General features: G+C 47.6%; 19 protein-coding genes, 2 tRNA genes and 1 riboswitch. Of the genes, 13 read left to right on the top strand and 8 right to left on the bottom strand.

Going from position 1 to position 25,459, the window contains the following annotated elements:
• Positions 1-252: 252 nt before the first annotated feature.
• Entirely contained in the window at positions 253-702 is a 450-nt protein-coding gene (locus ABT56_RS02515) for an L-alanine exporter AlaE (RefSeq protein WP_047877252.1), read from the top strand.
• A 67-nt stretch (positions 703-769) separates the two neighbouring features.
• Here ABT56_RS02515 and mscM read toward each other — a convergent pair whose 3' ends face one another.
• The gene (mscM, locus tag ABT56_RS02510) at positions 770-4,078 is read right to left on the bottom strand and encodes a miniconductance mechanosensitive channel MscM (protein WP_047877251.1); all 3,309 of its coding nucleotides are present in this window, start codon (positions 4,076-4,078) and stop codon (positions 770-772) included.
• 224 nt (positions 4,079-4,302) lie between these two features.
• Between mscM and ABT56_RS02505 the strand changes: the two genes are divergently transcribed.
• The 7 genes from ABT56_RS02505 to ABT56_RS02480 all read left to right on the top strand — a co-directional run bounded on the left by ABT56_RS02505 (position 4,303) and on the right by ABT56_RS02480 (position 9,819).
• Positions 4,303-4,390: transfer RNA gene (locus ABT56_RS02505), tRNA-Ser, on the top strand.
• A gap of 25 nt (positions 4,391-4,415) precedes the next feature.
• Positions 4,416-4,506, top strand: a tRNA-Ser gene (locus tag ABT56_RS02500).
• Between the two features lie 888 nt (positions 4,507-5,394).
• Positions 5,395-5,655 carry a FeoA family protein gene (locus tag ABT56_RS02495; protein ID WP_047877250.1) on the top strand — a complete coding sequence of 87 codons (261 nt, stop codon included), beginning with the start codon at positions 5,395-5,397 and terminating at the stop codon, positions 5,653-5,655.
• 198 nt (positions 5,656-5,853) lie between these two features.
• Positions 5,854-7,857, top strand: coding sequence for a ferrous iron transport protein B (gene feoB / locus ABT56_RS02490; RefSeq protein ID WP_047877249.1), 2,004 nt, complete (start codon positions 5,854-5,856; stop codon positions 7,855-7,857).
• Between the two features lie 9 nt (positions 7,858-7,866).
• Positions 7,867-8,013, top strand: coding sequence for a FeoB-associated Cys-rich membrane protein (locus ABT56_RS24640; RefSeq protein WP_084722136.1), 147 nt, complete (start codon positions 7,867-7,869; stop codon positions 8,011-8,013).
• A 277-nt stretch (positions 8,014-8,290) separates the two neighbouring features.
• Positions 8,291-8,800 (top strand): general stress protein, encoded by a 510-nt coding sequence (locus tag ABT56_RS02485; RefSeq protein ID WP_240478237.1) that lies wholly within the window; start codon positions 8,291-8,293, stop codon positions 8,798-8,800.
• A 353-nt stretch (positions 8,801-9,153) separates the two neighbouring features.
• Positions 9,154-9,819 (top strand): Bax inhibitor-1 family protein, encoded by a 666-nt coding sequence (locus ABT56_RS02480; protein WP_047877247.1) that lies wholly within the window; start codon positions 9,154-9,156, stop codon positions 9,817-9,819.
• A gap of 80 nt (positions 9,820-9,899) precedes the next feature.
• Here ABT56_RS02480 and ABT56_RS02475 read toward each other — a convergent pair whose 3' ends face one another.
• The 4 genes from ABT56_RS02475 to ABT56_RS02460 all read right to left on the bottom strand — a co-directional run bounded on the left by ABT56_RS02475 (position 9,900) and on the right by ABT56_RS02460 (position 13,673).
• Entirely contained in the window at positions 9,900-11,042 is a 1,143-nt protein-coding gene (locus tag ABT56_RS02475; protein WP_047877246.1) for a mandelate racemase/muconate lactonizing enzyme family protein, read from the bottom strand.
• 116 nt (positions 11,043-11,158) lie between these two features.
• Complete coding sequence (locus ABT56_RS02470; protein ID WP_047877245.1) at positions 11,159-12,115, bottom strand: DMT family transporter; 957 nt, start codon at positions 12,113-12,115, stop codon at positions 11,159-11,161.
• A 53-nt stretch (positions 12,116-12,168) separates the two neighbouring features.
• Positions 12,169-13,344 (bottom strand): UxaA family hydrolase, encoded by a 1,176-nt coding sequence (locus tag ABT56_RS02465; RefSeq protein ID WP_047877244.1) that lies wholly within the window; start codon positions 13,342-13,344, stop codon positions 12,169-12,171.
• Positions 13,344-13,673, bottom strand: coding sequence for a UxaA family hydrolase (locus ABT56_RS02460; RefSeq protein ID WP_047877243.1), 330 nt, complete (start codon positions 13,671-13,673; stop codon positions 13,344-13,346). The genes ABT56_RS02465 and ABT56_RS02460 overlap by 1 nt, the downstream gene beginning before the upstream one ends.
• A gap of 153 nt (positions 13,674-13,826) precedes the next feature.
• Between ABT56_RS02460 and ABT56_RS02455 the strand changes: the two genes are divergently transcribed.
• Complete coding sequence (locus ABT56_RS02455) at positions 13,827-14,477, top strand: GntR family transcriptional regulator (RefSeq protein ID WP_047877242.1); 651 nt, start codon at positions 13,827-13,829, stop codon at positions 14,475-14,477.
• Positions 14,478-14,824: 347 nt separating this feature from the next.
• On the opposite strand, the gene ABT56_RS02450 is transcribed toward ABT56_RS02455, so the two are convergent.
• Positions 14,825-16,090, bottom strand: coding sequence for a RidA family protein (locus tag ABT56_RS02450; protein ID WP_047877241.1), 1,266 nt, complete (start codon positions 16,088-16,090; stop codon positions 14,825-14,827).
• A gap of 629 nt (positions 16,091-16,719) precedes the next feature.
• Positions 16,720-16,824: riboswitch (cyclic di-GMP riboswitch) on the top strand.
• A 79-nt stretch (positions 16,825-16,903) separates the two neighbouring features.
• Here ABT56_RS02450 and ABT56_RS02445 point away from each other — a divergent pair.
• The 3 genes from ABT56_RS02445 to yiaY all read left to right on the top strand — a co-directional run bounded on the left by ABT56_RS02445 (position 16,904) and on the right by yiaY (position 21,449).
• On the top strand, positions 16,904-18,409 hold the full coding sequence (locus tag ABT56_RS02445) for a lytic polysaccharide monooxygenase (protein WP_053062361.1): 1,506 nt from the start codon (positions 16,904-16,906) through the stop codon (positions 18,407-18,409).
• Positions 18,410-18,700: 291 nt separating this feature from the next.
• Positions 18,701-19,942 (top strand): lytic polysaccharide monooxygenase, encoded by a 1,242-nt coding sequence (locus ABT56_RS23180; protein WP_053062360.1) that lies wholly within the window; start codon positions 18,701-18,703, stop codon positions 19,940-19,942.
• 358 nt (positions 19,943-20,300) lie between these two features.
• A complete protein-coding gene (yiaY, locus tag ABT56_RS02435) occupies positions 20,301-21,449 on the top strand; it encodes an L-threonine dehydrogenase (protein WP_047877240.1) in 1,149 nt (382 codons plus the stop codon).
• Positions 21,450-21,510: 61 nt separating this feature from the next.
• Here the strand turns inward: yiaY and ABT56_RS02430 are convergent, their stop codons facing one another.
• Positions 21,511-22,623 (bottom strand): GGDEF domain-containing protein, encoded by a 1,113-nt coding sequence (locus ABT56_RS02430; RefSeq protein ID WP_047877239.1) that lies wholly within the window; start codon positions 22,621-22,623, stop codon positions 21,511-21,513.
• Between the two features lie 22 nt (positions 22,624-22,645).
• On the bottom strand, positions 22,646-23,074 hold the full coding sequence (locus ABT56_RS02425; RefSeq protein WP_047877512.1) for a putative pterin-binding protein: 429 nt from the start codon (positions 23,072-23,074) through the stop codon (positions 22,646-22,648).
• 609 nt (positions 23,075-23,683) lie between these two features.
• Here ABT56_RS02425 and ABT56_RS02420 point away from each other — a divergent pair.
• On the top strand, positions 23,684-25,447 hold the full coding sequence (locus tag ABT56_RS02420) for an alkaline phosphatase D family protein (RefSeq protein WP_169753877.1): 1,764 nt from the start codon (positions 23,684-23,686) through the stop codon (positions 25,445-25,447).
• Positions 25,448-25,459 lie beyond the last annotated feature (12 nt).

Here is a 25,459-nt window from a genome sequence, read left to right as displayed (position 1 = left end):
GTTGTTTTTATGGCTGTCGAAGATCTTGTGTTTTTTGGGTGTGGCACGAAAATACTGCCAAAGTAGTCAATCATGCCAATTTTCAGCCTGAATTCAGTTGTAAAATTACAAACAGAATAAATATTTAGCGGGTAATTCTGCATAAAAGTTGTTTTAATACTCATATCAACTGGCCTGTATTTCATATCCAGTTTTTCTGACTAACTTAATTTATCCCTTTAGTTTTATTTACTGTGATTTGAGGTATCCACTATGTCTGCCAAAGGACCATTTAACGTAAGAAGTGCCGCTGCTGATATCTTTGCTATGGTAGTTTTTAGTTTTATTACAGGCATGATGATCGAAATTTTTATCTCAGGGATGACATTCGACCAATCATTGGCTTCGCGAATGTTGTCGATTCCGGTAAATATTGCGATTGCATGGCCGTATGGCCTGTACCGAGACATGATGTTGCGCCAGGGGGCAAAGCTGTCTGCGAACAAGTGGATGCGTGGTTGTTCTGATATGGTGGCGTATGTCTCTTTCCAGTCTCCTGCCTATGCAGGGATTCTGTTCGTGGTTGGCGCTGACATCGATCAGATCATGACGGCGGTAGCAAGTAATGCGGTTGTGACCGGGGTGTTGGGTGTTGTTTACGGCCAGTTTTTGGATCGTGTCCGTCGTATGTTCCGAGTACCGGGATACTACCAGCACGCATAATACCCCTTACCGATCCGATTTCGACAAAAAGCCCCGGAGGTTTATTTACTCCGGGGCTTTTTGTTTTCTAATAATGGCTGCGCTTGGTAGCGGCCTTACGGGGGCGTTTCATCTGCACCTCCAACTGCGGGCTGGCAATTTCAATGCCGTGGGCGATGAACTTGTCTTTGATCCGGTTGTGGAGGTCATGGGTCAGGCTTAGCCGGTGTGCGGTTTCGGCGGCATAGGCGCGAACCTCGAAGTTCTGGCTGTCTGTGGTTAATGTCAGGAAGAACACTTCGGGAGCCGGGTTGTCGAGCACCAGATCACATTCTTCGGTCGCTTCGAACAAGAGCTTGGTGACCAAGTCGGTATTGGCCGCGTAATGGACACTGATCGACAGGGTTACTCGGGTAATCGGATCAGACAGTGACCAGTTGATGAACTGCTCGGTCACAAAGGCCTTGTTGGGCATGATCACTTCTTTGCGGTCGAAGTCGACGATGGTGGTGGCCCGAGTTTGGATCTTGGCGATCACCCCGGTGAGGTTGCGGATTGTGACGGTATCGCCGATCCGGATCGGCTTTTCGAACAAGATGATCAAACCGGAGATGAAGTTGGCGAATATCTCTTGCAGGCCAAACCCCAAGCCGACACCGAGAGCCGCGATGAGCCACTGCATTTTCGACCAATCAAACCCGATCAGCCCCGAGCCGATAACGATACCGAGGAAGATCGCCACATAGCGGGTTAATGAGGTGATGGCGTAACCCGTACCGGGGCTCAGGTCGATATGTTGCAATATCAGCAGTTCCATTGCGCCGGGTAGGTCGCGCGCCAGTATGGCTGTGAGCCAGAAGGCGAGGATAGCCAGCAGGACGTCTTTGATCGAAATAGCACTGAGTACGTCTATCCCGTCAATGGTGCTGGTAACGTCCCACAATGTGATGTCACCGAGGTAGGAAATGGCCTGATAAAAGTCAGACCATACCACCGATAGGCAAGCGAGGTAGATCAGCAGCAGCAATGAACGTAACAAGCGCAGGGATTGGGCGCTGATTTTGTCCAAGTCGACCTCTGGCTCCTCCACTTCTATTTGCATCTCGCTGCTGGTGACGAGATCGTCCTTGTCTTCTTCCACCTCGGCAATACGCTGGGCGATGATTTCCTGCCGTTTGGCCTTGGCTCGCTCGAAAGCCAGTCGCCGTTTCTGGATCAGCATCAGGCGTTTGGTCAAGTAGTACACCAGCAAGGTGATCACCCCAATTACCGCCGAGAATTCGAGCTTGCCCATGACCGACTGCGATGACGATAGGTAGCCCTTGAGGGCGGTGTAGTTAAGGGCCTGTGGCAGCAGGATCAGCCCCCACCAGAAAAGGTGGTGGCCAAGGTGGGCTTTGCCTTCGGGGATATCACCGTAAGTCATCGGCAGCTTCTCTTGGTACATTCGCCACAAGAAGTAGCTGATTGCGATATTGCTCATCACAAAGGCGAGCCGGCCAAGGGTGGCATTGACCTCGATATCGCTATACAGGTGGGCAAAGTTTTGGATCACCATCATCGGCAGGTATAGCACCAGCAGTTGTTGGTAATGGCGGAAGCAGCGCCTTACCAAGGATTCGTCCCACTCGAAATGGCTGATCAGCAGCCCATCCTGACGAACTAGCTCACGCATGAAGCAATACATGACCAGTGCCATCGGAAGCGAGAGTGCCTGACCGAAATGGTGAACAAACGGGTATTGCCAAGCTGCGGTGAAGATCAGGCCGATGATGGCGATGGCAAGCGGTACTGGCCAAGCCAGGCAGAATGAGAAGAAGACGTTGCCGTAGCTGTAACGGAACTTGTCTTGGGTGACTTTACCAATCTTTTTGCTGGTGTCCTCAAGATAGCGTTTCCAGTATTTGCGGCACCAGTTGAGCCCTACGAGCAAAATGGCAACGGCGAAAAGGCCAATGAAGAGCGGCCACTGATCAACAGATGTGGGGAATTTGACAAAGCCGACCCATTGGAAAGGCGAGAAAAACCATTTCAGCATCTCGACACTCGATGTCAGCATGTTGAGGCTGATCGGATTGGTATCCGGCGCCCAGAATAACTGCTTGCTGGCTTGGGTGCGGAGATCATTGAGGTTGCTGTTGAGCCGCTCGTAGGCCACTTTCAGAGTAGCTTGCTGATAGATCAGTGAGTCTAAGCTATCAACCAGTCTTTCTAGCAAGTTGAGATTGTCCTTGGTTAGGGCACGTTCTTGCTTTTTTTGCTCGGCGGTAAGCACCGGGGGGGCGGGTTGGTTCGCTCGCTCTTTCAGGCTGCTGAGTAGCTGCTGGTATTCGTACTTCTTAAGTTGGTTTTGTGCGATGTCTTTGTCTAGCGCCTTGATTGGCGGGTTATTGGGCAGCCGGTTGATGCGGGTTCTAAGGTTTTCGCTGAAGGCCGGGCTTAGCTTGAGCCATTCTGCCATGCTGGTGAGATCATCGGCCGTGCGGTCGACTATCTTGGTCTGCTCGTGGGTTGATTTGAGCTGTTGCTGAACCTGCTCGTTTTTGGTTGCAATATTTGTTAACGAGGTGGTATAGCGCTGGTGGTTGATAGCCAGTATCCGCAGAGCTTCGGGTTGGTCGTGATCGGCAGGTGGCGCAAGGGTGGTGGAATCCGATGCGTTATTGGTCTCTAGCCTGAGCTGGCGGTTCAGCTCGCGCTGTAAATTATTGCGATAGGCTTGCCTTGCATCGATTTCAAGGTTGGCCAGCTGGATGTGCTGTTTGACCAAGGTACGGCGGTTGCCGGCACTGAGCTGCTTGGCTTCCAGCATACTGAGTTGGCTGGTGTAGTATTGGTGGGCCACTTGGTGGATCAGTACCAACTCGTCGGCAACGTGGCTTTGGTTTTGGAGCTGGGTAAGCGTTTGTTCCTCTTTTTTGATGCGATCGCGAAGTTGGGCTGAACGGGTCGAGAACTCATCGATTCCGCGCTCAATATCCTGTAATTCGTTTTTGCTGTTGCTACGGCTTTGTTCGAGTTGGTTCAGTTTCAGATCCTGCTCGCTGATCGCTTGATGGAGGCCGTCATAATCAAGCTGGTTGAAGCTGGGAAACTCGGTACTGGTGAAATCTTTTATTTGTGTTCTGAGTTTGGCGGTTAATGAAGGGAAGTTATCAACCAGTTGTTGGTAGTTCAGGATTTGCTGTTCGAATTCGCGGGTTTTTTCTAGCTGGCTGCGAGCCGTGAGTAGGGTATCGAGATCTTTTAAGGTTTCAGGTGTGTTGGCCTGAGCCTGCAGGGTTTCTATCCGGTTGGTCAGTTGCTGCTCGCGTTCCGTGTATTTGTCGGTATCGGCAGCTTGGGTGCCAAGGGCAACCAGAAGAAATAACAGTAGGGGGAAGATCCTGATAAACATAAGGCTCCGTGGAAATTGAAAGTGTTTTTATCGTAATTAGTCTAATCTATCAATTCAGCTAAGCGCATGAAAACGGGCTTGGTTGATGTAGATTGCCACAAATTGGCCCATTCATCACCACTTGACTGCGAATTGCGAAAAAACGCAGGAAAGGCGCTTGACCCATCGGGCGCTTGCCGTTACATTACACGCCATCGAGACGTAGGGCGTCGAGATAACAATATGGTGAGGTGTCCGAGTGGCTGAAGGAGCACGCCTGGAAAGTGTGTATACGGCAACGTATCGAGGGTTCGAATCCCTCCCTCACCGCCATCCCTGCTTTGGGATGTAAAACTTCGGAGAGATGGCTGAGTGGTTGAAAGCACCGGTCTTGAAAACCGGCATACGTTTATAGCGTATCTAGGGTTCAAATCCCTATCTCTCCGCCACATTCAAAGCCCCAGCAGTAATGCTGGGGCTTTTTCGTATATCTTACCGATGGATGAGCAGACCCGGGATTTGAAATCCCCCTATACCTTGATCTGGCTCCACCACACTCAAAAAAACCGCTGTTTTTACAGCGGTTTTTTTACGTCTGAATATTGTGATATCGAGATAGGGTGCAGAATCCTAGACAGGGTTCACCTGAGCGAAGCGAAAGCACATTGCCCGTTCCCCCCACACTTTAATACCTCATACCTCGTGCAAATTATCTATTACATCCACTTCACTCATGCGAGCAGCCAATGGGCTCAAATTTCATACGTCAATATGAGTTTGGGTTGCATTAATTTAATGGTGTTTGTTTAAAACAAGTCAGTGCCAATAAATTAATGATTATGAATATGCTATTTCGAGATAAAGCAAAATATTTGTATACCAATATTTAAGCATGAGGCTGTGCAAAACATGATATTCAACGCACTCCGCTTATTTCTCATACTTTTTTTGTGGTTAATTGATTTTGCTCAATTTTTACAAAGCAAGAATCAGAGAAAATTAAAGCATAATAACAATGATTATCATTTTTATGCTCTCGTTTAGAACGATACTTATTATGCGCTAAGTGAATGGCTAGAATGGTCACTGGTTGCTGTCGAGGTTCTAATCGCTGAGAGTATTTTTTATCAGTGTAATTGCAGTGCGTATAAATGTTACTCTTTGTTTTTTAAGATATCATTGGGGTTTTTAGTGAAAGCGTAGCCAGTCATTCTTTGGGGGGTGCTATGAATGCTCCGATGTGATTATCTAAAAGTAGTAATGATTATTATTCATTGTGCGTAATTTTCCCTTCGAGGACTTTTATTACGCCTTGATGCATTGAGGAAAGTGGACTGATGTTTGGATTCTTTAGAAAAAATAAAACACAGCAAATAAACAATGGCTCGCTGATTGGTGCTGAAATCAACAAAGAGTATACGATTAAAAGCATTGTAGAAGATGACAAAGAAATGGCGTATTTCCTCAATACATTGGGATGTTATGCAGGGGAGTCAATTACGCTTGTTTCTGTATTATCAGATACTTACGTCATTTCAATCAAAGATGCACGTTATAGCATCGATTCTGATTTGGCAAAAACCGTACTCCTCAATTAAGCCGACTTCATACCCAAGCAACGTGAGGTAGCTTGGGGCTGTTTTAATTACAACCTTTATACCTCGGGACGGTGTGAAATTTTATTGCGTGGCGAAAACGACATCGCTTAAACAGTGCAGGCATTGTTTGGGCTTTTGATGGTTAATCTCGCTCGTAATTTCAAGTCACGAGGGTGTCTTTTGCATGGAGAGATAGCAGTGAAAATTTCATTAGCAGGTAACCCCAATAGCGGTAAAACAACCCTATTTAATGCGTTGACCGGCAAACTTGAGCGCGTGGGAAACTGGGCGGGCGTTACCATTAGCAAAAAAGAAGCTCCGCTAAAGAAGGAACTGAGTGGTTCATACGGTGAGATGACGGTCGTTGACTTGCCGGGGGCATACTCTATGTCGCCTTTCACCTTGGAAGAGACGATCACCAGAGATTACGTGAAAAGCGAAAATCCTGATGTTATTTTGAACGTTGTCGATGCGACTAACCTGAATCGAAGCCTATTTTTTACGACACAACTTTTAGAATTGGGTATTCCGGTCGTTGTCGCCTTGAATAAGAGCGACTTGAACAATAGCAAAAAACTAACCATTGATGCGCCCCAATTGAGCCAGTTACTGGGTTGTCCAGTGGTTGAGACGACAGCATCAGATGCACGTAGTGAATCTCTGTCAGCGTTGCTGGCGAAAGCGGCGGAAGTGAAAGGACAATCACAAAACGCCCCGTTTACGCAAAAGTACACTGAAATTACCGATGCCGAATCTGTTCAGGCATTTGATGCCGAGCGTTTCGCCTTCGTTAAGCAGCTAGTGGCGAAAATTGAAACTCGCCAAGTAAGCAGCGCGGAACAAACTATCCATGACAAAGTGGATACAGTGCTAGCGCACAAGTGGTTTGGTTTGCCGATTTTTGCCGTCATTATGTGGGCGGTGTTCTCTATTTCGCAAACCCATGTCGGTCCGCTGTTTGCTGATACACTAGTGGGCTGGATTGACAGTTTCTACGCTATGGTACAAGGCGCAATGGGCGAGGACGTTTCGCCACTTCTCAGCGCGCTGTTGTTGGATGGCATTATCGGTGGTGTCGGTGCCGTCGTTGGCTTCCTGCCCTTGATTATGGTGCTGTTTTTCCTTTTGGCACTATTGGAAGACAGCGGTTACATGGCACGTGTTGCGGTTATTATGGATCGCTTCTTCAAAAAAGTGGGCCTGTCAGGTAAATCAATCATTCCAATGATTATTGGTACTGGCTGTGCTATCCCTGGCATCATGGCGACACGTACCATTCAAAATGAAAGGCAGCGCCGTACTACGGCCATGCTGACGCCATTTATGCCGTGTGGCGCAAAACTACCTGTTATTGCTCTGTTTGCTGGCGTTTTCTTCCAAGACGCGGCGTGGGTAGGTACAAGCATGTACTTCGCCGGTATTGGCCTGATTATCCTTGGCGCGCTGCTTATCGTTCGTATTACCGGCGAAAAGAGCACACGTTCATTCTTTATTCTTGAGCTTCCTGAATACCGTGTACCAAGCCTGAAATTGGCACTGAACTCGACATTCTCTCGTGGTAAAGCGTTCGTTATCAAAGCCGGTACTATTATTTTGCTTTGTAACGCAGCGGTGCAAATTATGCAGACGTTCACATGGCAGTTTGACATCGTGGCTGAAGGCGCAGAGAGCACAAGTATCCTGGCTGGCTTGGCATCGCCGTTTGCCTTCGTACTCATTCCGCTTGGTTTTGGCGTATGGCAGTTGGCTGCCGCTGCGATTACAGGCTTTATCGCCAAAGAGAACGTGGTCGGTACATTGGCCGTGGTTTACGGTATCACTAACTTTATCGATACCGAAGAGCTGGCGTTGGTATCGGGTAGTGCGGATGTTGCAACGGTGATGGGACTATCATCTGTAGCAGCGCTGGCATACTTGGTCTTTAACCTGTTTACTCCACCATGCTTTGCCGCTATCGGTGCCATGAATGCGGAGCTGGAAAACAAGAAGTGGTTGCTTGGTGGTATTAGTCTGCAGCTGGGTATTGCTTACGTGGCGGCGTTTGCTATCTACCAAGGCGGTACTCTGGCGACAACCGGTGCGTTGGGTGACGGTTTTGTCTACGGTCTTGTTGTGTGTGTTGCCTTGATTGGTTTCCTCTTCAGCCTTCTGAGAAAAGGGGCGGTGAAAGAGCAGCAGAAACTAGGCTTGAGCCTGCAGTAAGGAGTGAATATGACGAACATACTTGTCTCGCTGTGCATCTTGATCATTCTTGCTCTAGCGATTTACAAATTGGTTGTAATGAAGAAAAAGGGTGGGGCGTGCGCAGGATGTTCGCAAAGTAGCGGATGTTCGGCGAAGAATAATGGTAAGTGTTAGCCTAAATGACGCTTATTGACTGAAACTAAACGTGAGCCCTATGGCTCACGTTTTTTTATGCCGGTATTCCAAGTGTACTAAACATGGATTTAGATTAGCGGTCTTCAGCGCGAATGATGAATGCTGGTTTATTTGCAAAGGGAATTGTTGTTTGTGTTTTTATTCCTCAAAAAGGTAAACCTATTATCCAATTATGGCGATAGCGAGACAAAATTTTATGACTTACCATCAAATCAGTTAATAAAAATAAGCAAATCAGTATTCAAAATGGAGATGTATGATGAAAGACCATGAAAAAATAATCACCATAGTTAATACACATGCAGAGGCTGAAGCTGTAATTAAAACACTGCAAAATGCAGAGTTTGATGTTTCTAAAATCTCAATTTTGGGTAAGGGCTACCACAGCGAAGAAAACGTCGCTGGCTTTTACAATACAGGCGACCGCGTAAAATCATGGGGTAAGACCGGTGCGTTGTGGGGCGGTGTTTGGGGCGCATTGATTGGTGCTGGTATGTTCTGGCTACCAGGCGTTGGTGCTTTGATGGTTGCAGGTCCAATCGTATCTAGCGTGGTAGGTGCGATTGAAGGTGCAGTCGTGACCGGTGGTTTGGGCGCTGTGGGTGGTGCTCTGGCGAGTATCGGTATTCCAAAAGACAGCATTGTGAAATACAACGCGGCGATTAAAGCTGACAAATACCTCGTGATTGTTCATGGTGATGCAGAAGCAATGGTAAAAGCCAAAGCGATTCTTGCCGATCGTGAGCTTGAACATCTCACAGTGTAATGCCGTCGTTATTCTTGCCATCAATAGTTAAATAAAACGAAAAGGGACAGGCGTCTTCTGTCTTCTCTCAACAGTGCTTGTCTCTTTTCGACCGTCTGCATTTAATTTATTTGTCTGTTCATTCTCTATAAAAAGCCGAATTATTTCGGCTTTTTTTATATTTGGCGAATATTGGTATTTTGCGCGAAGCCCAGCCTGACAACGCTGGGCTTTTTCACATACAGAAACATTTGAGGTTTGTCTCGCAGATTGACAATGTAGCGATGAGATTGGGTTCCTGACCGAAATTAGCCAGTGTGGCGGTGGTAAAATTTTCGTTTTCCCGCGAAGTTTTGCAAAGGAGTGCACAAGCAATGATGGAATCAAGTGTCTTTGAACGTACGGAGTCTTATGACCCAGAGATCAGTGCCAGATTGTATAACCTAATTATAGGGGCGGTATTGTGCTGGGGGTTCGCGGTGAATGGGTGGATGGTGTCGGCGATCCCGACGGAGAACGTGATGCAGATACCATGGTGGATGTTCTTTGTCGGTTATTTTGCCAGTTGTCTTTTTGGGGTCTACCTGTTCAGCTCGTCTGATAACCCGCTAGTGAGCTTTATTGGGTACAATTTTGTTGTGCTGCCTATTGGCTTGGTTATCAATGTTGTTGTTTCTGCCTATGATCCGGACCTAGTGCTGGAAGCCATTCAAATCACGGGGCTAGTGACGGGATGCATGATGCTGCTGGGCACCTTGTTCCCGCAGTTCTTCCAGCGTATTGCGGGGGCATTGTGCATTTCTCTGCTTACCGTGTTGCTGGTGGGGATTCTTCAGATTTTTATTTTTGGTACCGCTCACCGGGGATGGATCGATTGGGCGGTGGCGCTTATTTTTTGTGGCTATATTGGCTATGACTGGGGGCGGGCGAATCAGATCCCCAAAACACTCGATAATGCGGTGGACAGTGCCGCTGCACTGTATATGGATATTATCGGCCTGTTTTTGCGGATTCTCCGTATTCTGGGGCGTCAGGATTAGTCTTCAGTTTACAATGACAACGGCTTTCCGAAGAAAGCCGTCATGAACCTTAATTTTCCGTTTCCCGTAAATGACTTCCGTTAATCAATACGGTACTTGGCAATCAGTTCTTCATCTAGCTCCACGCCCAAACCAATGGTGTTGGGGACGTCAACATAGCCGTTGTTGAACTGGATCTGGTTTTTGACCAGTGACGTAAACAGCGGGCTTGTGCTCTGAGAGTATTCAATTAGATCGCCATGTTCACGAGAAGCGAGGAAATGTACCGTTGCTGCGATGAGGATGCCAGTTGAGAAACCGTGAGGGACTAGCTTCATGCCTGCCATATGCGCCATGTCATAGATCTTCACCATCTCGCTAATACCACCACAACGCGTCACGTCCGGTTGTACAAAGTCAGCGCCCGACTGTTCGATGAAGTTCGCAAATTCGTAACGGGTGGTCAACGTTTCACCGCCAGCCAGTTTCTGTGATGTTGATTGAGACACCTTTCGGTAGCCAGCCAAAACATCATCAGTAATTGGCTCTTCAATCCATAGAAGATTGAATTCCTCTAGCTTCTTAGCCATTTCAATAGTGTGACCGGCTGTGCGCCATGCGCTTGCGAGGTCGATGGCAATTTCAACGTCTTTGTTGATACCACGAGCGGTTTCGCACACGGTCTTAATGATTTCGTAATCAGTCTCTGCATTTTTACCCAGCGGACCGCCGCCGAACTTCAACGACGTAAAGCCCTGAGCGAGCAATTCCGTTGTGCGGGCAATGTTTTCTTCTTTGATTGCCGATGGGATAAACGTCCCGTATGCACGGATCTTGTCTCGGAATTTACCACCAAGAAGCTGCCATACCGGTACTTTGAAGAATTTGCCCGCGATGTCCCATAGCGCCATATCAATAGCAGAGATAGCGTGGATCATGGTTGAACGACGGCCTGCATAATGAGTGCCGTTGTACATCTTTGTGTATAGGCGCTCGATGTCTAATGGGTTTTCGCCAATAAGAAGACGCTCAAGACCCTGCGAAGAGCCGTGGCTCTGAGTAGCTTTAATACATGCTTGAATCATCATTGGTGAGCTATCAGATTCACCCACACCCGTGATGCCTGCATTTGTGTGAACGCGAATAAGAACACCGTCTTCACCCCATTCGCAAGCCTCGTCAAGAGCCGGAACACGCAGGTGAATAACTTCTACTTCAGTGATTTTCAATTCGTTAAATAACATGTTGTTTCTCTGATGCTAAATATATTCAGTACGGAGCCCAATCGTGGAGCTATTAGGCCCCGTTCAAAATTCGCTGCCAGTCTAGGTACTGACAGCGAATGAGCAGCGGGTTCTCATTAAGCGGCGGCTTCTTGAGCAACAGGTGCTTTCTTGAACTTGTCACCCACGGTGTAGATGCACAGCGCGATAACTACCGTGACAACACCGGCCAGTTTCTGCAGGGTGATGGTTTCACCTAGCAGGAAGTAGGCAACGATCATCGCAAACAGCGGCAGGACGTTCAGGGCCATTGTGGTGATAACTGCATCTTGGGTTTTCAGTGTAGCCAGTTCCCACAAGGCGTAGGCGAAGCCAGAACATAGCAGGCCAAGTGCCAGAATACTGCCAAGGTGTTTGCCGTTTTCAACCAGTACGGTTGCAGAGCTGAAGTCAGCGCCAGTGATCACGCCAAGAATCAGCAGTGCCACGGTGGCTGAGGCGAACTGGTAGAAGCTGCTTGAGTACAAATCGTAACGCGAGTTCAGATCTGGCCCGAACTTGCCCAGAATGTAGTTGTAGGTAACAAAGCCCAGCACCCCGCACAGTGCGAACAGATGGCCGAGGTTCAAGCCCTGAATTTTGTTCGATGGGTCGTAGGCGATAACGGCGGCACCGATCAGAGACAATACGACAGCGAAGACTTTCGGAGCGGTTGGCTTGATTTTATCGATGATAAAAACAGCAGCCATCGTCAGGAACGGAGCCATGCCGTTGATAACGCCGATCTCACCGGATGAGGTGTATTCGTACGCCAGAATGGTGAAGTAGAAGAACACCGCCTGGGCAGAGATTCCGGCAGCCATAAGAAGCACGGCGTCTTTCTTGCTTTGGATTTTTTTCAGGGTGTGTTTTTTGGAGAAAATAAACACGGCAACGAAACACAGGGTAGCGATTGCGTAGCGGGCAATCGCAAGTACCACGGGATCTAGCTTACCAGCCAGAACGCCGCCCAGAGGGAATGATGCTCCCCATAGGGCCGCACAGACGAGCGCAAGGGTCAGACCCAATGATTTATTTGGCGCTGTTTTACTCATTTTCTTAATCTCATATGAAGGGGCTGTCCTCGCCCCTTTGAAAGCAACGATGATTACTGAGGGCAAATACCGATAACGTGTTCTAGACGCTGGTCTTTCTGGTATAGGGATGCGTAGGCGTAGCCAACACCTTCAAGGTTGGTCGGGGCACCATTGGCCACAGTGAAGACCTTGTCGATAATCTTGTTCGATACGTTGTCGATGGTGTCTGTGGCATCCATGATACCGCAGGCGTTGATGTCCATGTCAGCGGTGATCAGCGAGGTGTTGCCCGATACGCGGATAACAGGAACAATCGAGTTGTTGAAGCCTGCGGCACCAGCGGTCCAGATAATTAGCTGGCAGCCCAGAGACGCAAAATGCATGGCCGCACCGCCACATAGCATGGTGGTTTCGGTCAGGTAGAAACCGGGTTTGGTCGGCTTTTCACGGTGAATATGGTTAATGCGCAGGCAGTCTTGGATAGGGCGAGTACCTGTTTTGTGCATTGCACCTTGTGATTTTTCGTCAATGGTCGTCAGGCCGCCAACGCTGTTACCGATAGACATTGTTTCCGTGCCTTCGATCACGTGCCAGCGCTTCAGATCCTCAGCGATCAGGCGCTCGATCTTCTCGCCGACTTCTGGCGTGACAGAACGGGCTTTTAGGATATCTTCGCAGCCCAGCAGTTCCAGTAGTTCACCGGCCATAGTGGTCGCGCCCATGTCGACCAGCTTGTCAGAGGCGGCACCCACTGACGGGTTCGATGCCAGACCGCTTGACGTGTCTGAACCGCCGCACTTGATACCGATCCGCAGGGCTGAGACAGGTGCATCTACACGCTCGATGCTGTTGGCGTAAGACTCCAGCTCTTTAGCCAGTGCGATACCGTCCTTAATGGTTTCGATTGTGCCTTTGTTCTTGATAACCGTTAGGGTATGAACCGGTAGGCCTTCCTTGCGAACAGGCTCCGCTATCATCTGCGGGTCGATCGAGCCACAACCCATCGCGATAACCAGTACGCCGGCAATATTCGGGTTGGTTGCGGTATGGATGATGGTATCGATCATTTCTTCGTTGCCACCATACATACAGGTGTAGTGGTTGGTCACAACGACCGAATTCTCAATCTCTTTGCTGATGTTACGCGCAATGCCCTCGCAACACTCGTCAATTGCAACAACCATGATGTTGTTGCGAATACCGAAAGTCCCGTTTGGACGCGGGTAGCCTTTGAATGTTGCGCTCATTATTGCTCGATCCCCATTTGTTTGATGATTTCTTCGATGATTGACTCAGGAATGTCTAGACGTTCGCTGCGAACGTTTTGGACATGCACAAGCTGACCAAGTGGGATTTCAACAATCGATTTACCAATAGAGTGGCCGCATTTCAGAATGTGTTCACCATTGGCGATATCGCCCAGCGCAATTTTGTTGCCGAACGTGATTTTTTGCAGTGCTTTGATCTCAGCGATCACTTCGTTGTCAGCTGAAATAATTTCAACAGCGTCGTGTTTTTCAACGTCACCCAGCAGTGTCGCTACGTTATCCGTAGGTGAAAGTTTTATTGCTTTCATTCTTATATTCTCTGTCTACCGTTAACAGTTAATTGTCTATTGTCCGACAATCGGCAGTATACAGATCTACAGATGACAAAATATGACAAATGTCACAAGTTCGTGTTATATTTTTCAATTACTTAAATCGTGCACTAAGAACGAGTCAGGGAAATGAAGATCAATAAACAGAGCTTAGAAGAGCAAGCTACTGAATTTATTAGAAATATGATCGTTTCCGGTCAGTTGGCAATGGGTGAGAAGATCGTTGAAAGTACGCTGTCAAAAGATCTTGAGCTTTCGCGCAGTACTGTCCGTATGGCATTGAACTCACTTTCACATGAGGGGCTGGTTGTGCAGAAGCCTTATGTGGGATGGCATGTTTTTACGTTGTCGGATGATGACCTGTGGGAGCTATACAACCTACGGGTGGCGATTGAATCCCAGGCGGCAGTGATGGCTGCGGAAAGGGCTACGCAAGAAGACAAGGATGAGCTTCGCCGTATCTACAACGAGTTCTGTGAATTTTGCTCCAATGAAGCGTTGGATATTGTGGAAGTATGCCACAAAGATTTCGAGCTACACCGGAAGGTGGTTGAAATCAGCAAGAGCAACAAGTTCATTAAGATCTACGAGCAGATTTCCAATCAGCTCAAGAGCTATATCAAGTTGACCCATCATGATTATGACTTGTCGCAAAGCGGTATTAGTCATACGGGTATCGTTGAAGCGATTATCGAAGGGGATGCCAACCGCGCTTGGTTGGAGTCTAAGCAAAATATCACCACGTTTACGGATCTTTGCCGCCATCAAGCAACGTCATAACCTACAAAGTTTAAGTAACACTTATTTTGGGTGAGCAGCCGTAGTCAACGGTTGTGGATGTGCTGTGTATTGAGATAATCAGATTTATTAAAAAGTCGACAGCAGTGTCGGCTTTTTTATTTATATTGAGTGTGAATGATGGCATTCAAATATCTTCATGTGGGCTGATAGGAGGTATTCTTTATAAGCTGGAATGTTCGTTTCTTGGGGATATTTGCTCTGAAAGAAAAAAGGTCGGTTTTATTATTTTATCGTAATAAACATAATAAAATAATAAAGCCGACCCTTTGTATTGGGTATGGAATACAGCTTATTGCATTGATAACAATAAGCTGCATATAGGCATATTATGCCTGTGGAAGCGTACCTTCACCGTTAGAAACAACTGCGTCGATTTGTACTAGGGCACCCATTTCAATCTGAGATACACCTACAACGGTACGTGCAGGAAGCTCACCGTTGAAGAATGTGGTGTACACTTCGTTGATCGCATCGATATCCGCAACATCTTTTAGGTGGATGTTGATTTTAACGATGTCGTCCATTACATGGTCAACACTTTCTACGATAGCTTTGATGTTCTTCAGGCACTGCTCAGCTTGCTCTTTTGCACCGCCAGCGACGATTGCGTTGGTGTTTACGTCAACTGGAAGTTGAGCGGCAATGTGGTTGTAGTGAGAGAAAGCCACTGTTTGAGTGTGCAGCGGGTTACGTGGTGCCGCATCAGTATTGTGGGCGCGGATCACGATGTTGTGGCGATCTTCAACTTCCTGTGGAGGTGTGCCGTCGCCGTGAGAAACTGACGCATCAATCTGAACAAGTGCGCCCATAGGCAGTGCGTCAGCAGCAATCACTGAACGTGCTGGTACGTAAGCCACTGCACGAGCAATAGATGAGTCAGGGAAGAAGGTTGAGTATGCTTCGTTAACTGCATCAAGATTTGCTAGGTCTGTTAGGTACAGGTTGACGCGCACGATATCATCGAACGGTACGTCGATGCTTTCTAGCACAGCCTTCATATTCTTAAGACATTGTGCTGTTTGCTCTTTTACACCGCCTTCTACTAGTGCGCCCGTTTTAGGGTCGACAGGTAGTTGAGCTGAAATGTTGTTGTAGTGAGAGAAAGCTACAGTTTGAGTAGATAGTGCACTTTGCGGTGCATTTTCAGTGTTGCGAGATAGCTTGATCAGTGGGCAAGGCGCTTGTGGTGCAGTACCTTCACCGTTAGAGATCAGTGCATCCATTTGTACCAATGCATCGCCCATTGGCAGTGCGTTCACCTGAACAACAGTGCGAGTTGGAAGTAGGTTATCGAAGAATGTTGCGTAAACTGCGTCTACTGCTTCCATATCTTTGATGTCTTTTAGGAATACGTTGATTTTAACAACGTCATCCATTACGTGGCCGATGCTTTCTACGATAGCTTGAATATTCGCTAGGCACTGTTTTGCTTGGTCTTTTACATCACCAACGACGATTGCACCAGTTTTAGGATCTACAGGCAATTGTGCAGAAAAGTTATTGTAATGAGAGAAAGCAACAGTTTGAGAAGACAGTGTGCTTTGAGGTGCGTTTTCAGTGTTTCTTGAAACCTTGATGATATCGCCAGGCATTTGAAATTTATCCTTGTTATAGAGTACAGAAAATACGTATGTATTTTTAGGTGATCGTATTTGTAAGAATCGTTAAAGTGGGGGCAATGGTAAGGTAAAATATTCAGGATAATTGTGATGAATCTCAAAGTATTATTTTGCAGAAATGGCTAGGCGGCGGGGATAAATAATCATTTTACGATTAATTATCCAGATTTATGCTAGTTCTGTAGTTGTGGTAACTATTTTTTTTGCGAACGATTCGTCAATTGTGAATATAATTCCAGAGAGTTTTATTACAAAAAATCCAAGTTTTATTCAATTCTGATAAATTGTTCACAATAATGCCATTCAAATTTATTCATCGACTCATTTTGTGCGCCGGATATGCCGTTATTACAGCATAAATTCTCTCAAGGCTTTTATTTGTTAAGCCTGATATTTAAGGTACTGACGTGTACCTTTCTAATTTATTATTTTATATCAGTGAGATAGCAATCAGTGGCCACAACAAAGTAACCGGTGCTTCGTATGCCTCACTGTCATTATTGAACTTTATGCATACCAAAATCACAATATATGTGATCTTTATCCCATATGTATTTCTGATCTTTTTGCGGAAAATCAAAGAACCTCTATAAATATGCTTAGTCAGCTAATGGCAAAGAAATCGAAAGGTTTTGACGCAAAGCTTCCGGCCTAAGGAAACCGGTGGACAGGAGTCCCAGAGGTTCTAGGGTAGCGGGGTTACCTGATTGGAATGAAACAGCGCAAGTAGTGGTTATCTTCCAGTAGCTGGCTTCCACAAATAATAATTAATTTGGAAGCTCAACAATGAAAAACGTATTCACACTTTCTGTAGCAGCCGCGTCGGTTGTTACGGCTATGCTACCTCAACTGGCCAATGCTCACGGCTGGGCTGATTATCCTAAAGCGCGTCAGGTTATCTGTAATGAAGATGGCGGTTACTGGGGATCGGCAGACGGTTCGACTATTCCTAACGAGGCGTGTCGTGCAGCCTTTTTGGAGTCGGGCACCTACCCATTTATTCAGACCAATGAATTTGCCTCTCTGGTACCGAACCATACAGATATGGACGCGGTAAAGAATACGGTTAAAGACGGTCTTATCTGTGCTGGTGGTGATACCAAGAAAAGTGGTATGGCAGTAGCGTCTGCGAACTGGCAGCGTACAGAGATGAAAGCAGGCGAAACCTTTACGTTCCGCTACCGTGCGACGGCCCCGCACAACCCAAGCTACTGGCAGTTTTACATGACTAAGCCAGGTTATGATGCTGCTCATGGCCGCATTACCTGGGATGACCTAGAGCTGTTTGATACGGCGGGCAACATTGCTGTTACCCAAGAGAACGACGGTAAATATTACCACATCGAGCTCACTCTTCCGGCCGATCGCGTGGGAGATGCAACGCTGGTAAGCCGTTGGCAGCGTGAGGATCCAGCTGGCGAAGGTTTCTACAACTGTAGCGATATCCGTTTCGATGGCGAAGTTCAGCCAGCAGAGTGGACCAGCAAAGGCGCTTACGTGAAGCCGGGTATCACCGCTGAACAGGGCGATTCGGTGTGGTTCCGTATCTTCTCGGCACAGGGCAATGAAATTGCTTTTGAAAAACTGGCTATCACTGCTGCAAATGAAGATGTTCACGCATGGTCTTATGATTTGGCCGAGCTGGTGAATGCCAAGTACCCGACGATTACGAAAGTGGGTATTCAGCAGGCATCGGGCGAGATTGCCTACAATGCTGCAGATTTGTATGCGAACCAAGTATTTGTGACCAATGGCGATTACAGCTATGCGCTGGATGTTCGTGATGCGGTTGTTGAGCCTGCACCTGTGATGGTTGATGGCCTGAAACCTGAGTACTCAATGGCGGGCGGTTCAGCAGCAATTGCAGCGACAGTACGTTCAGAAGGTCAGTACATTATTAATATGTCTCTGCTTGATGCCTCTGGTACCCCTGTATCTCTGGCGAGCGAGATGATTAACAACGGCTCTGCATCACTGGAAGTTGTTGCTGCCAAAGCGGGTGAGTACACCGTAGAAGTGACAGCAATGGCTAAAGGCAGCCATGAAGCGAAAGTGGTTGCAAGCCAAGCTGTAACAGTGAAAGCCGAGTCAACTGGTGGCGGTGAGTATGATTTCGAGTACCCACAGGGTGTTGGTAGCTACGTACCGGGTGAAACAGTGGTTCTAGGCCGCGACGGCAACACTTACCAGTGCCGTCCGTTCCCTGAAGGCGGTTGGTGTAACATTGATTCAGCCGCTCATTATGAGCCAGGCTTTGGTTCTGCGTGGAAAGACGCTTGGATCAAGCAGTAATCACGACACATTATAGAGAATGCCCAGAACCCCGCTGAATAAGCGGGGTTTTTTTCTGCCTGTGTTTTGGTGCTGCAATACAAACCGATTGAGCTGTGCTCTTCTGCAATCGAAACCGTGTTGCCTGAAGTGTTGAGAGATGACTCCCACCTTATTATTACCTTCTTTGAATTGGCTCGCATGCACCCTATAACAGCCATATCTGGAGGCTCTGCATGGCAGATGAATAGTTCCTATCCTGTCGCGCGAGGGAGTCTTGCTACTTAATATAAGGAAGATAGGTTAAGCACAATGAATAAAGAAGGGATGCTTTTATCGTTAATGGCTGTGGCCACAGTACTGGGGCCGACCGGACAGGCCAAGGCGCATGGTTGGGCCGATTACCCCAAGGCAAGGCAGGTGTTTTGTCATGAGGGTGGTGGTTACTGGGGCGGTGCTGACGGAGCGGGGATAGCCAATCGAGCCTGCAGGGAGGCATTTAAGGCCTCTGGAACGTATCAGTTCACTCAGCATAATGAGTTTGCTGCTATGGTGCGGGATTATAACAGCATGGCAGCGGTCAAGCAGGCTGTGGGCGACGGCCTTATATGCTCGGGTGGTGATGAACGTAAGCGCGGAATGAGTATTCCATCTGGGTTTTGGCAGCGGACCAAGATGCAGCCAGGGGAAACCTTTAGTTTGCGCTACCGGGCGACAGCACCGCATGTGCCGGGTTTTTGGCAGGTCTACCTGAGCAAGCCCGGCTATGATGCTGCGCGAACATCATTGCGTTGGCGTGACCTGGAACTCATCGGCACCGCTGGCAATATCAAACCCAGAAATGAAGGAGAAGGCCAGTACTTCGTGTTTGATGTGACACTACCGCGGGATCGTCGTGGTGATGCGACCTTGGTGACACGCTGGCAGCGGGAAGATCCTGCGGGTGAAGGTTTTTACAATTGCAGTGATATCCGTATTGGTTCGGGGAGTGGCGGTATCGTCAGTGGGAAGCCGGTTCCCGATGGTGACCACGGTGATGATAGCGTGAGCTCGGGAGGTTTTCCCTTTACCGTTACCGGCATTCAAGATCAGTATCAGGTAGGCAAGGAAGGCCATTCGGTGATTTCGGCTATTGTGCGTGCCGATGGGAAGTTTAAGGCTGAGATGGTGATGCTCAGTGGTAATGGGCGAATTATAGCTCGTGATTCCAGTAAGTTATCGCGGGGGCAGGCGGCACTGGCATTGCTTGCCGACGAAGCGGGCAAATTTACGGTTAGGATCAAAGTGACGCCATTACAAAGTAATGGTAAACCCACGGTGGTCAGCCATTCCATTCGGGTGATCGGCAAAGAGAAACCGACTCAGGAACATGATTATACCTATCCGGATGGGATTGGCAGTTATGTGGTTGGCGAAACGGTTGTGCTAGGGCGTGACGGTAATACGTACCAGTGCCGTCCTTTTCCCGAAGGGGGGTGGTGCAACGTCAATTCGGCCATACATTATGAACCGGGATTTGGTTCAGTCTGGCAGGATGCTTGGACAAAGTTGTAACGTTATGAGTTTTATGGAAAGCGTCAGCATAAGCTGGCGTTTTTTTTTGCGTGTTTACTCACATATCAAGATTGCCTTTAGTGACGTAATGAAAATTAATGTTTCCGTATATAAACAAAGTTATGTTGGGAAATGTTGAATTGGTGATCCACTTCATGTTCCGGTTGTTCGATTTATATGTGCAACAGAAATATTGTTCGAGATCAATTTGTTGCACACTTTTCTGGTGGTAGGTTTAGCACATCGGCAAGAAACCTATTACAGGTAGTATGCCTTTGTTGACATATCATGGTGTGCCATGACAGAAGACAGATGTTGGCTAAAGTAATAAGTTTTTGATAATTATGGAGATTCAATCATGGCTAGCGCATTCTTTATTCCTACAGTTAACTTGATGGGTGCAGGTTGTCTTACTGAGGCGGCTGATGCAATTAAAGCTCAGGGTTATAAGAAAGCCTTGATCGTAACAGACAAAATTCTAAGCCAGATTGGTATGGTTCAGCAGGTAGTTGATATGCTGGCTGAGCGCGATGTGGCTGCCGTTGTTTTTGATGGGACACAACCAAACCCAACTATCGGTAACGTGAATGCGGGTCTTGCGCTATTGAAAGAAGGCCAGTGTGACTTCGTTATTTCTCTAGGCGGCGGTTCACCACACGACTGTGCGAAGGGTATTGCACTGGTTGCTTCAAATGGCGGTGAGATCGCTGACTACGAAGGCGTTGACCGCTCTGCAAAACCACAGCTTCCGCTAATCGCCATTAACACGACAGCGGGTACGGCGTCTGAGATGACTCGCTTCTGTATCATCACTGACGAAGAGCGTCACATCAAGATGGCTATTGTAGACAAGCACACTACGCCATTGATGTCAGTTAACGATCCTGAGTTGATGCTAGCTAAGCCAGCTTCGCTAACAGCGGCGACAGGTATGGATGCCCTGACCCACGCTATCGAAGCGTACGTTTCTATCGCGGCAACACCAATTACTGATGCAGTAGCAATCAAAGCTATCGAGCTGATTCAGCAGCACTTGCGTACGGCAGTGAATGAAGGCCAGAACATCGAGGCTCGTGAGCAAATGGCTTACGCTCAGTTCATGGCGGGTATGGCATTTAACAATGCGTCTTTGGGTTATGTTCATGCGATGGCACACCAGCTAGGTGGCTTCTACGACCTACCTCACGGTGTTTGCAACGCAGTATTGCTACCACACGTTCAGCGTTACAATGCACAGGTTTGCCCTGAGCGCCTAAAAGACGTTGCCAAGGCAATGGGCGTTAACGTTGAAGGCATGACTGCAGAGCAAGGTGCAGAAGCTGCACTTGAAGCGATTCAGGCACTGTCAAAAGATGTGGGTATCCCTGCAGGTCTGAGCGAGCTTGGCGCGAAAGCGGAAGATATCCCAGTATTGGCTGATAACGCACTGAAAGATGCTTGTGGCTTTACTAACCCTAAGCAGGCTACTCACGAAGAAATTTCAGCTATCTTTGCAGCGGCGCTATAACATAGCAGCCATCGCGGAATAAAAATGAAAAGCGGCCACTTTGTTGGCCGCTTTTTCGTTTTTACTCCTCAGCTATTCGGTAAGACGGTGCGGTAGGGGTATAGATTTTCAGTCCATTTTTGCCTTGTTGTTTTACTTCGTACATAGCGAAATCGGCCAATTGAAGTAGCGTTGATATCGTCTTGGCATCCTTGGGGTACTCGCTACAACCGATACTGGCTGAGATTTGGCGTGGTTGATCGGCATAGATAGCCGGTTCTGCAAGCAGAGATAAAATTTGCTGGTCTATAGGCTGGCGCACTTCCGCCGGCAATTTCTCGATAACGGCAAATTCATCACCTCCCAGTCTTGCCACTTCACAGCCTTGAGGAATGAGTTTTTTCAGGCGTTTGGCGATGGTAATCAAGAGATCATCACCCGCTTGGTGGCCAAGGGTGTCGTTGATGTTTTTGAATTCATCAAGATCAATCAGGTAAAAGCGAAAAGCATGATTGGCCTTAGCCAATTCATCTAATTTCTGGTTTAGCCAAAAACGATTGTGAATTTGGGTTAGGCCATCGTACATCGCAAGGCGATGGAGATTGCGCGACTCTCGTAGCAAGGTAATAAACAGGGTGGCGCCAAGCAGGAGGGCAATGATCAGCATATAGTTGATCAGGTACTTCATGGTTGTCGTTGCTTTGATTGCAGCGGCAAGATCACTGTTGGTTAGGCGGAATTTATGGTGCAGAAATAGGGTCAGTTCATCGTAGTTATTTCGGCTAAATGACAGCAACGGCGTAATTTGTTTGCCGTTTGGACGCTGCATCAGTTGTGATTCCATTCCTTTTAAGTTTTCAAATTGAATGCTTATTTCCTGTATTACCCCACTATGATGATTGAGGTGCACAATCATTGAATTGTTCAGGATTGTCTTAAACCGGCTCCAGAGGATTTCGTACTGGAGCATAACGTCATTGTGATCGCTGCTTCCTGCTTGGTAGCTCTTTAGTTGGTAATTGAACTCGGCAAACTCTTTGGTGAGTTGCATGACATACCAAGCGGTTTCGTTTTGGCTTTGGTTGATGATATCTGAATTGCGTTTCAGGGCACCAACAGCAACCAGAATACTAAGGATCAAAAGGGGGATAAGGAAGATTAAACACAATCGGATTGTTTTATTTTTTTTGGTCATCACTACGCTACGTCAACGGTGCTCAATGGGCTTCAATGGTTGTTAACTGCCAGATCATTTTTGCTAGGTGGTGGTGTTCGGCGACTTCAGGGTGGTCGTGTATCGACATCACTAGCCAGTATGGGCCGTAGTCTCTGACCTTCATGTAGTGACCATCCTGCGTGATGGCCAGTAGGGGATCATATTTGTCTATGTAATGACGAGACAAAGTGACGGAATAGTCATTGAGGGCTGATAGGGTGAACCGCTGGCCAGAGAGGTGGAAATGATCCAGTAACGTTTGCAAGCGTACACCTTTGAAGGTGCTTGGCTGGGGGATCCACGGTAGGGGCGTTGTGATTTTGTTCTGTGGCAGCTGTTCGAGTTCGTTGCGGCTTAGTTCGAGCTTGATGTGTTCTCCCGTAGAGGATACCCCTTGCAGGATAAGAGGGGGTGGAAAGCTGTCTGCCATCACATCTGCGGATAACCACAATAGGTTGAAAAATAAGGGTAATGTGATTAGCACAGTCCTGATTCTATCTCGAACTGCCTGATGAAAATACGCCATGCTCATAACTACCTTCAGGGAATATCATTAATAGTGTAGATGATAAATAGCACAATATGGCTAAACGAAGACAAAATTAGTCATTTAAATATATGTTTATGATTTCTTTTAATTCATGGGGTTATGTCGTGTGTATGTCAGCAATCGTCATTTTCTTGTCGTTATAGTGTTGTCGTAGGCCAGCATCAGCTGGCAGGGGGAGGCGCTTTTGTGAATAAATTACGTAATGTATTTTTTGAATATGTACAGATAGTTGGATAGGAGATCTCATATTAAGTGCACGTTAGTGCGTATCTATGAATAGTATATAAATCAGGCTCTATCGCATTAATAGATGCCAGTCATCCGTTAAATATTCTTCACAGAAGACGAACAACAGTGTGCGCTCGATGCCAAAGAATGCTTTTGGAGTATCATCGAACGCAATGGGTGTAACAAAATGTTTCTGCGTGATTGATGGCAGACGATCTTTTCTCAATACTCCGCATCCCGTTTGATATAACACTAAAAACAATGAAAAGACGTGATTTTATTCGTTGCCTGACGATTGGTTCTGGTGCTGGGATGGTATCCAGTGCTTTGGCTGGTCAAGCAGACAAAACGCTTGAGAATAGTTTAGTTTCAGCTGACGCAATGCCGGTATACGGCAGTTTCACTCACGGTGTCGCGAGTGGTGACCCACTTGCCGATCGTGTGATTTTGTGGACTCGTTTCGTGCCTGATGCCTCATTGGCATTGGATTCGGTAACTCTGCGTTGGGAAGTGTCCACCCGCAAGGATTTTGCTCGTATTGTTGCGGCTGGAGAGGCGCAGGCAAGCAAAGACAATGACTATATTGTCAAAATCGATGCCGATGGCCTGAAAGCCGACAAACAGTATTACTACCGCTTTGCCGTCGGTGTGATTGTATCGGCAGCCGGTATTACTCGCACATTGCCTGAGCGTAATGTTGAACAGGTTCGCTTTGCGATTGCGACTTGTGCTAACCATCCGGCGGGGTATTTCAACGTCTACCGCGAAATTATCCGCCAGCACGATCGCAAGCCGTTTGATGCATTGCTGCATATCGGTGATTACATCTACGAGTATGGCATGGGTGAGTATGCATCGGATCATGCCATTGAGCTTGACCGTGTGCCTTCACCGGCCCACGAGTGCATTACGCTGGCTGATTACCGCAAGCGTTATGCTCAGTACCGTTCAGATGCAGATTTGCAGGCTCTGCATGCCAGCATGCCGTTTATCCATATTTGGGATGACCATGAAATTGCTGACAATACATGGAAGGATGGTGCATTCAACCATCAGCCGCAAGACGGCGATTTCCATGCCCGTCGTAAGGCTGCTGTGCAGGCATTTCACGAGTGGCTGCCAATTCGTGACAACATGGTCGCGGATGGCGAGATTTACCGTAGCTTCGTGTACGGCGATCTTGTCCACTTGCTGATGCTGGATACCCGAGTGACAGGCCGTACCGAACAACTGGATTACGGCAATTACAGTGTCAGCGATCCGCAGGCTGCTTACGATCAACTGCAAAAAGACCTTTATGCGCCGGAGCATCAACTGCTTGGCAAAAAGCAGAAGCAGTGGATTGCCAGTGAGCTGCAAAACCACCATACCCGCTGGACGGCATTGGGTCAGCAGGTACTGATGACCAAAATGGAAGTGCCGTTTAACCTGTTGCTGGCGATTATGGGAGCCAAAGAGGCTCACCGTACCCGTAGCGCATATGACGGCAACCTGATCATGGAGGCTGCCCGTAATCCGAGTTTCCTCAAGTCGCCGTACAACCTTGATGCATGGGACGGTTATCCGCGTGACCGTGACTGGGTGTACCGCCAGATGGAGAAATACGGCAAGTCATTTGTAAGCTTTGCCGGTGATACTCACAATGCATGGGCAGGCGAGCTGGTCAATAAGTATGACAATACTTGTGGTATCGAATTTGCGGCCTCGTCAGTTGGTTCTCCGGGTATCGAGCATTATCTGCCATTGCCTCCGGTACTGATGCGCGAGCTGCAAAAGTTGTTCCCCGAGTTGGTCAAAGATCTGAAGTGGGCCAATATTGTTGACCGTGGCTTCATGGCGGTGACATTCACCCATGATGAAATCGACTGTGATTGGATTTTCGTTGATCGGATTTTGTCGCGTGATTACAAGGTGCTGCCGATTACCCGAGCGACGAGCGAAGATGCCCTAGAGCTGGATATCGAAGAAGCGGAAGGTCCTGATTGGGACGACATCTTCGATTTCGATGATAGCTGGGATGATTGATTCCTGAGATAA

Origin of the sequence: Photobacterium aquae, from assembly GCF_001029445.1 — a bacterium.
Taxonomy (GTDB): domain Bacteria; phylum Pseudomonadota; class Gammaproteobacteria; order Enterobacterales; family Vibrionaceae; genus Photobacterium; species Photobacterium aquae.
The sequence above is the reverse complement of the archived record's forward strand: the minus strand, read 5'-3'. Positions and strand labels throughout refer to the sequence as shown.

What these genes read in the sequence shown, in the direction of transcription:
- mscM (WP_047877251.1), bottom strand. Translation starts at nt 4,078, where the DNA reads ATGTTTATCAGGATCTTCCCCCTACTGTTATTTCTTCTGGTTGCCCTT.
- ABT56_RS02485 (WP_240478237.1), top strand. Translation starts at nt 8,291, where the DNA reads ATGATGAAAGACCATGAAAAAATAATCACCATAGTTAATACACATGCA.
- ABT56_RS23180 (WP_053062360.1), top strand. Translation starts at nt 18,701, where the DNA reads ATGAATAAAGAAGGGATGCTTTTATCGTTAATGGCTGTGGCCACAGTA.
- ABT56_RS02420 (WP_169753877.1), top strand. Translation starts at nt 23,684, where the DNA reads ATGAAAAGACGTGATTTTATTCGTTGCCTGACGATTGGTTCTGGTGCT.
- ABT56_RS02465 (WP_047877244.1), bottom strand. Translation starts at nt 13,344, where the DNA reads ATGAGCGCAACATTCAAAGGCTACCCGCGTCCAAACGGGACTTTCGGT.
- ABT56_RS02455 (WP_047877242.1), top strand. Translation starts at nt 13,827, where the DNA reads ATGAAGATCAATAAACAGAGCTTAGAAGAGCAAGCTACTGAATTTATT.
- ABT56_RS02495 (WP_047877250.1), top strand. Translation starts at nt 5,395, where the DNA reads ATGTTTGGATTCTTTAGAAAAAATAAAACACAGCAAATAAACAATGGC.
- ABT56_RS24640 (WP_084722136.1), top strand. Translation starts at nt 7,867, where the DNA reads ATGACGAACATACTTGTCTCGCTGTGCATCTTGATCATTCTTGCTCTA.
- ABT56_RS02450 (WP_047877241.1), bottom strand. Translation starts at nt 16,090, where the DNA reads ATGCCTGGCGATATCATCAAGGTTTCAAGAAACACTGAAAACGCACCT.
- ABT56_RS02460 (WP_047877243.1), bottom strand. Translation starts at nt 13,673, where the DNA reads ATGAAAGCAATAAAACTTTCACCTACGGATAACGTAGCGACACTGCTG.
- ABT56_RS02470 (WP_047877245.1), bottom strand. Translation starts at nt 12,115, where the DNA reads ATGAGTAAAACAGCGCCAAATAAATCATTGGGTCTGACCCTTGCGCTC.
- ABT56_RS02430 (WP_047877239.1), bottom strand. Translation starts at nt 22,623, where the DNA reads ATGACCAAAAAAAATAAAACAATCCGATTGTGTTTAATCTTCCTTATC.
- ABT56_RS02515 (WP_047877252.1), top strand. Translation starts at nt 253, where the DNA reads ATGTCTGCCAAAGGACCATTTAACGTAAGAAGTGCCGCTGCTGATATC.
- ABT56_RS02475 (WP_047877246.1), bottom strand. Translation starts at nt 11,042, where the DNA reads ATGTTATTTAACGAATTGAAAATCACTGAAGTAGAAGTTATTCACCTG.
- ABT56_RS02425 (WP_047877512.1), bottom strand. Translation starts at nt 23,074, where the DNA reads ATGGCAGACAGCTTTCCACCCCCTCTTATCCTGCAAGGGGTATCCTCT.
- yiaY (WP_047877240.1), top strand. Translation starts at nt 20,301, where the DNA reads ATGGCTAGCGCATTCTTTATTCCTACAGTTAACTTGATGGGTGCAGGT.
- ABT56_RS02480 (WP_047877247.1), top strand. Translation starts at nt 9,154, where the DNA reads ATGATGGAATCAAGTGTCTTTGAACGTACGGAGTCTTATGACCCAGAG.
- ABT56_RS02445 (WP_053062361.1), top strand. Translation starts at nt 16,904, where the DNA reads ATGAAAAACGTATTCACACTTTCTGTAGCAGCCGCGTCGGTTGTTACG.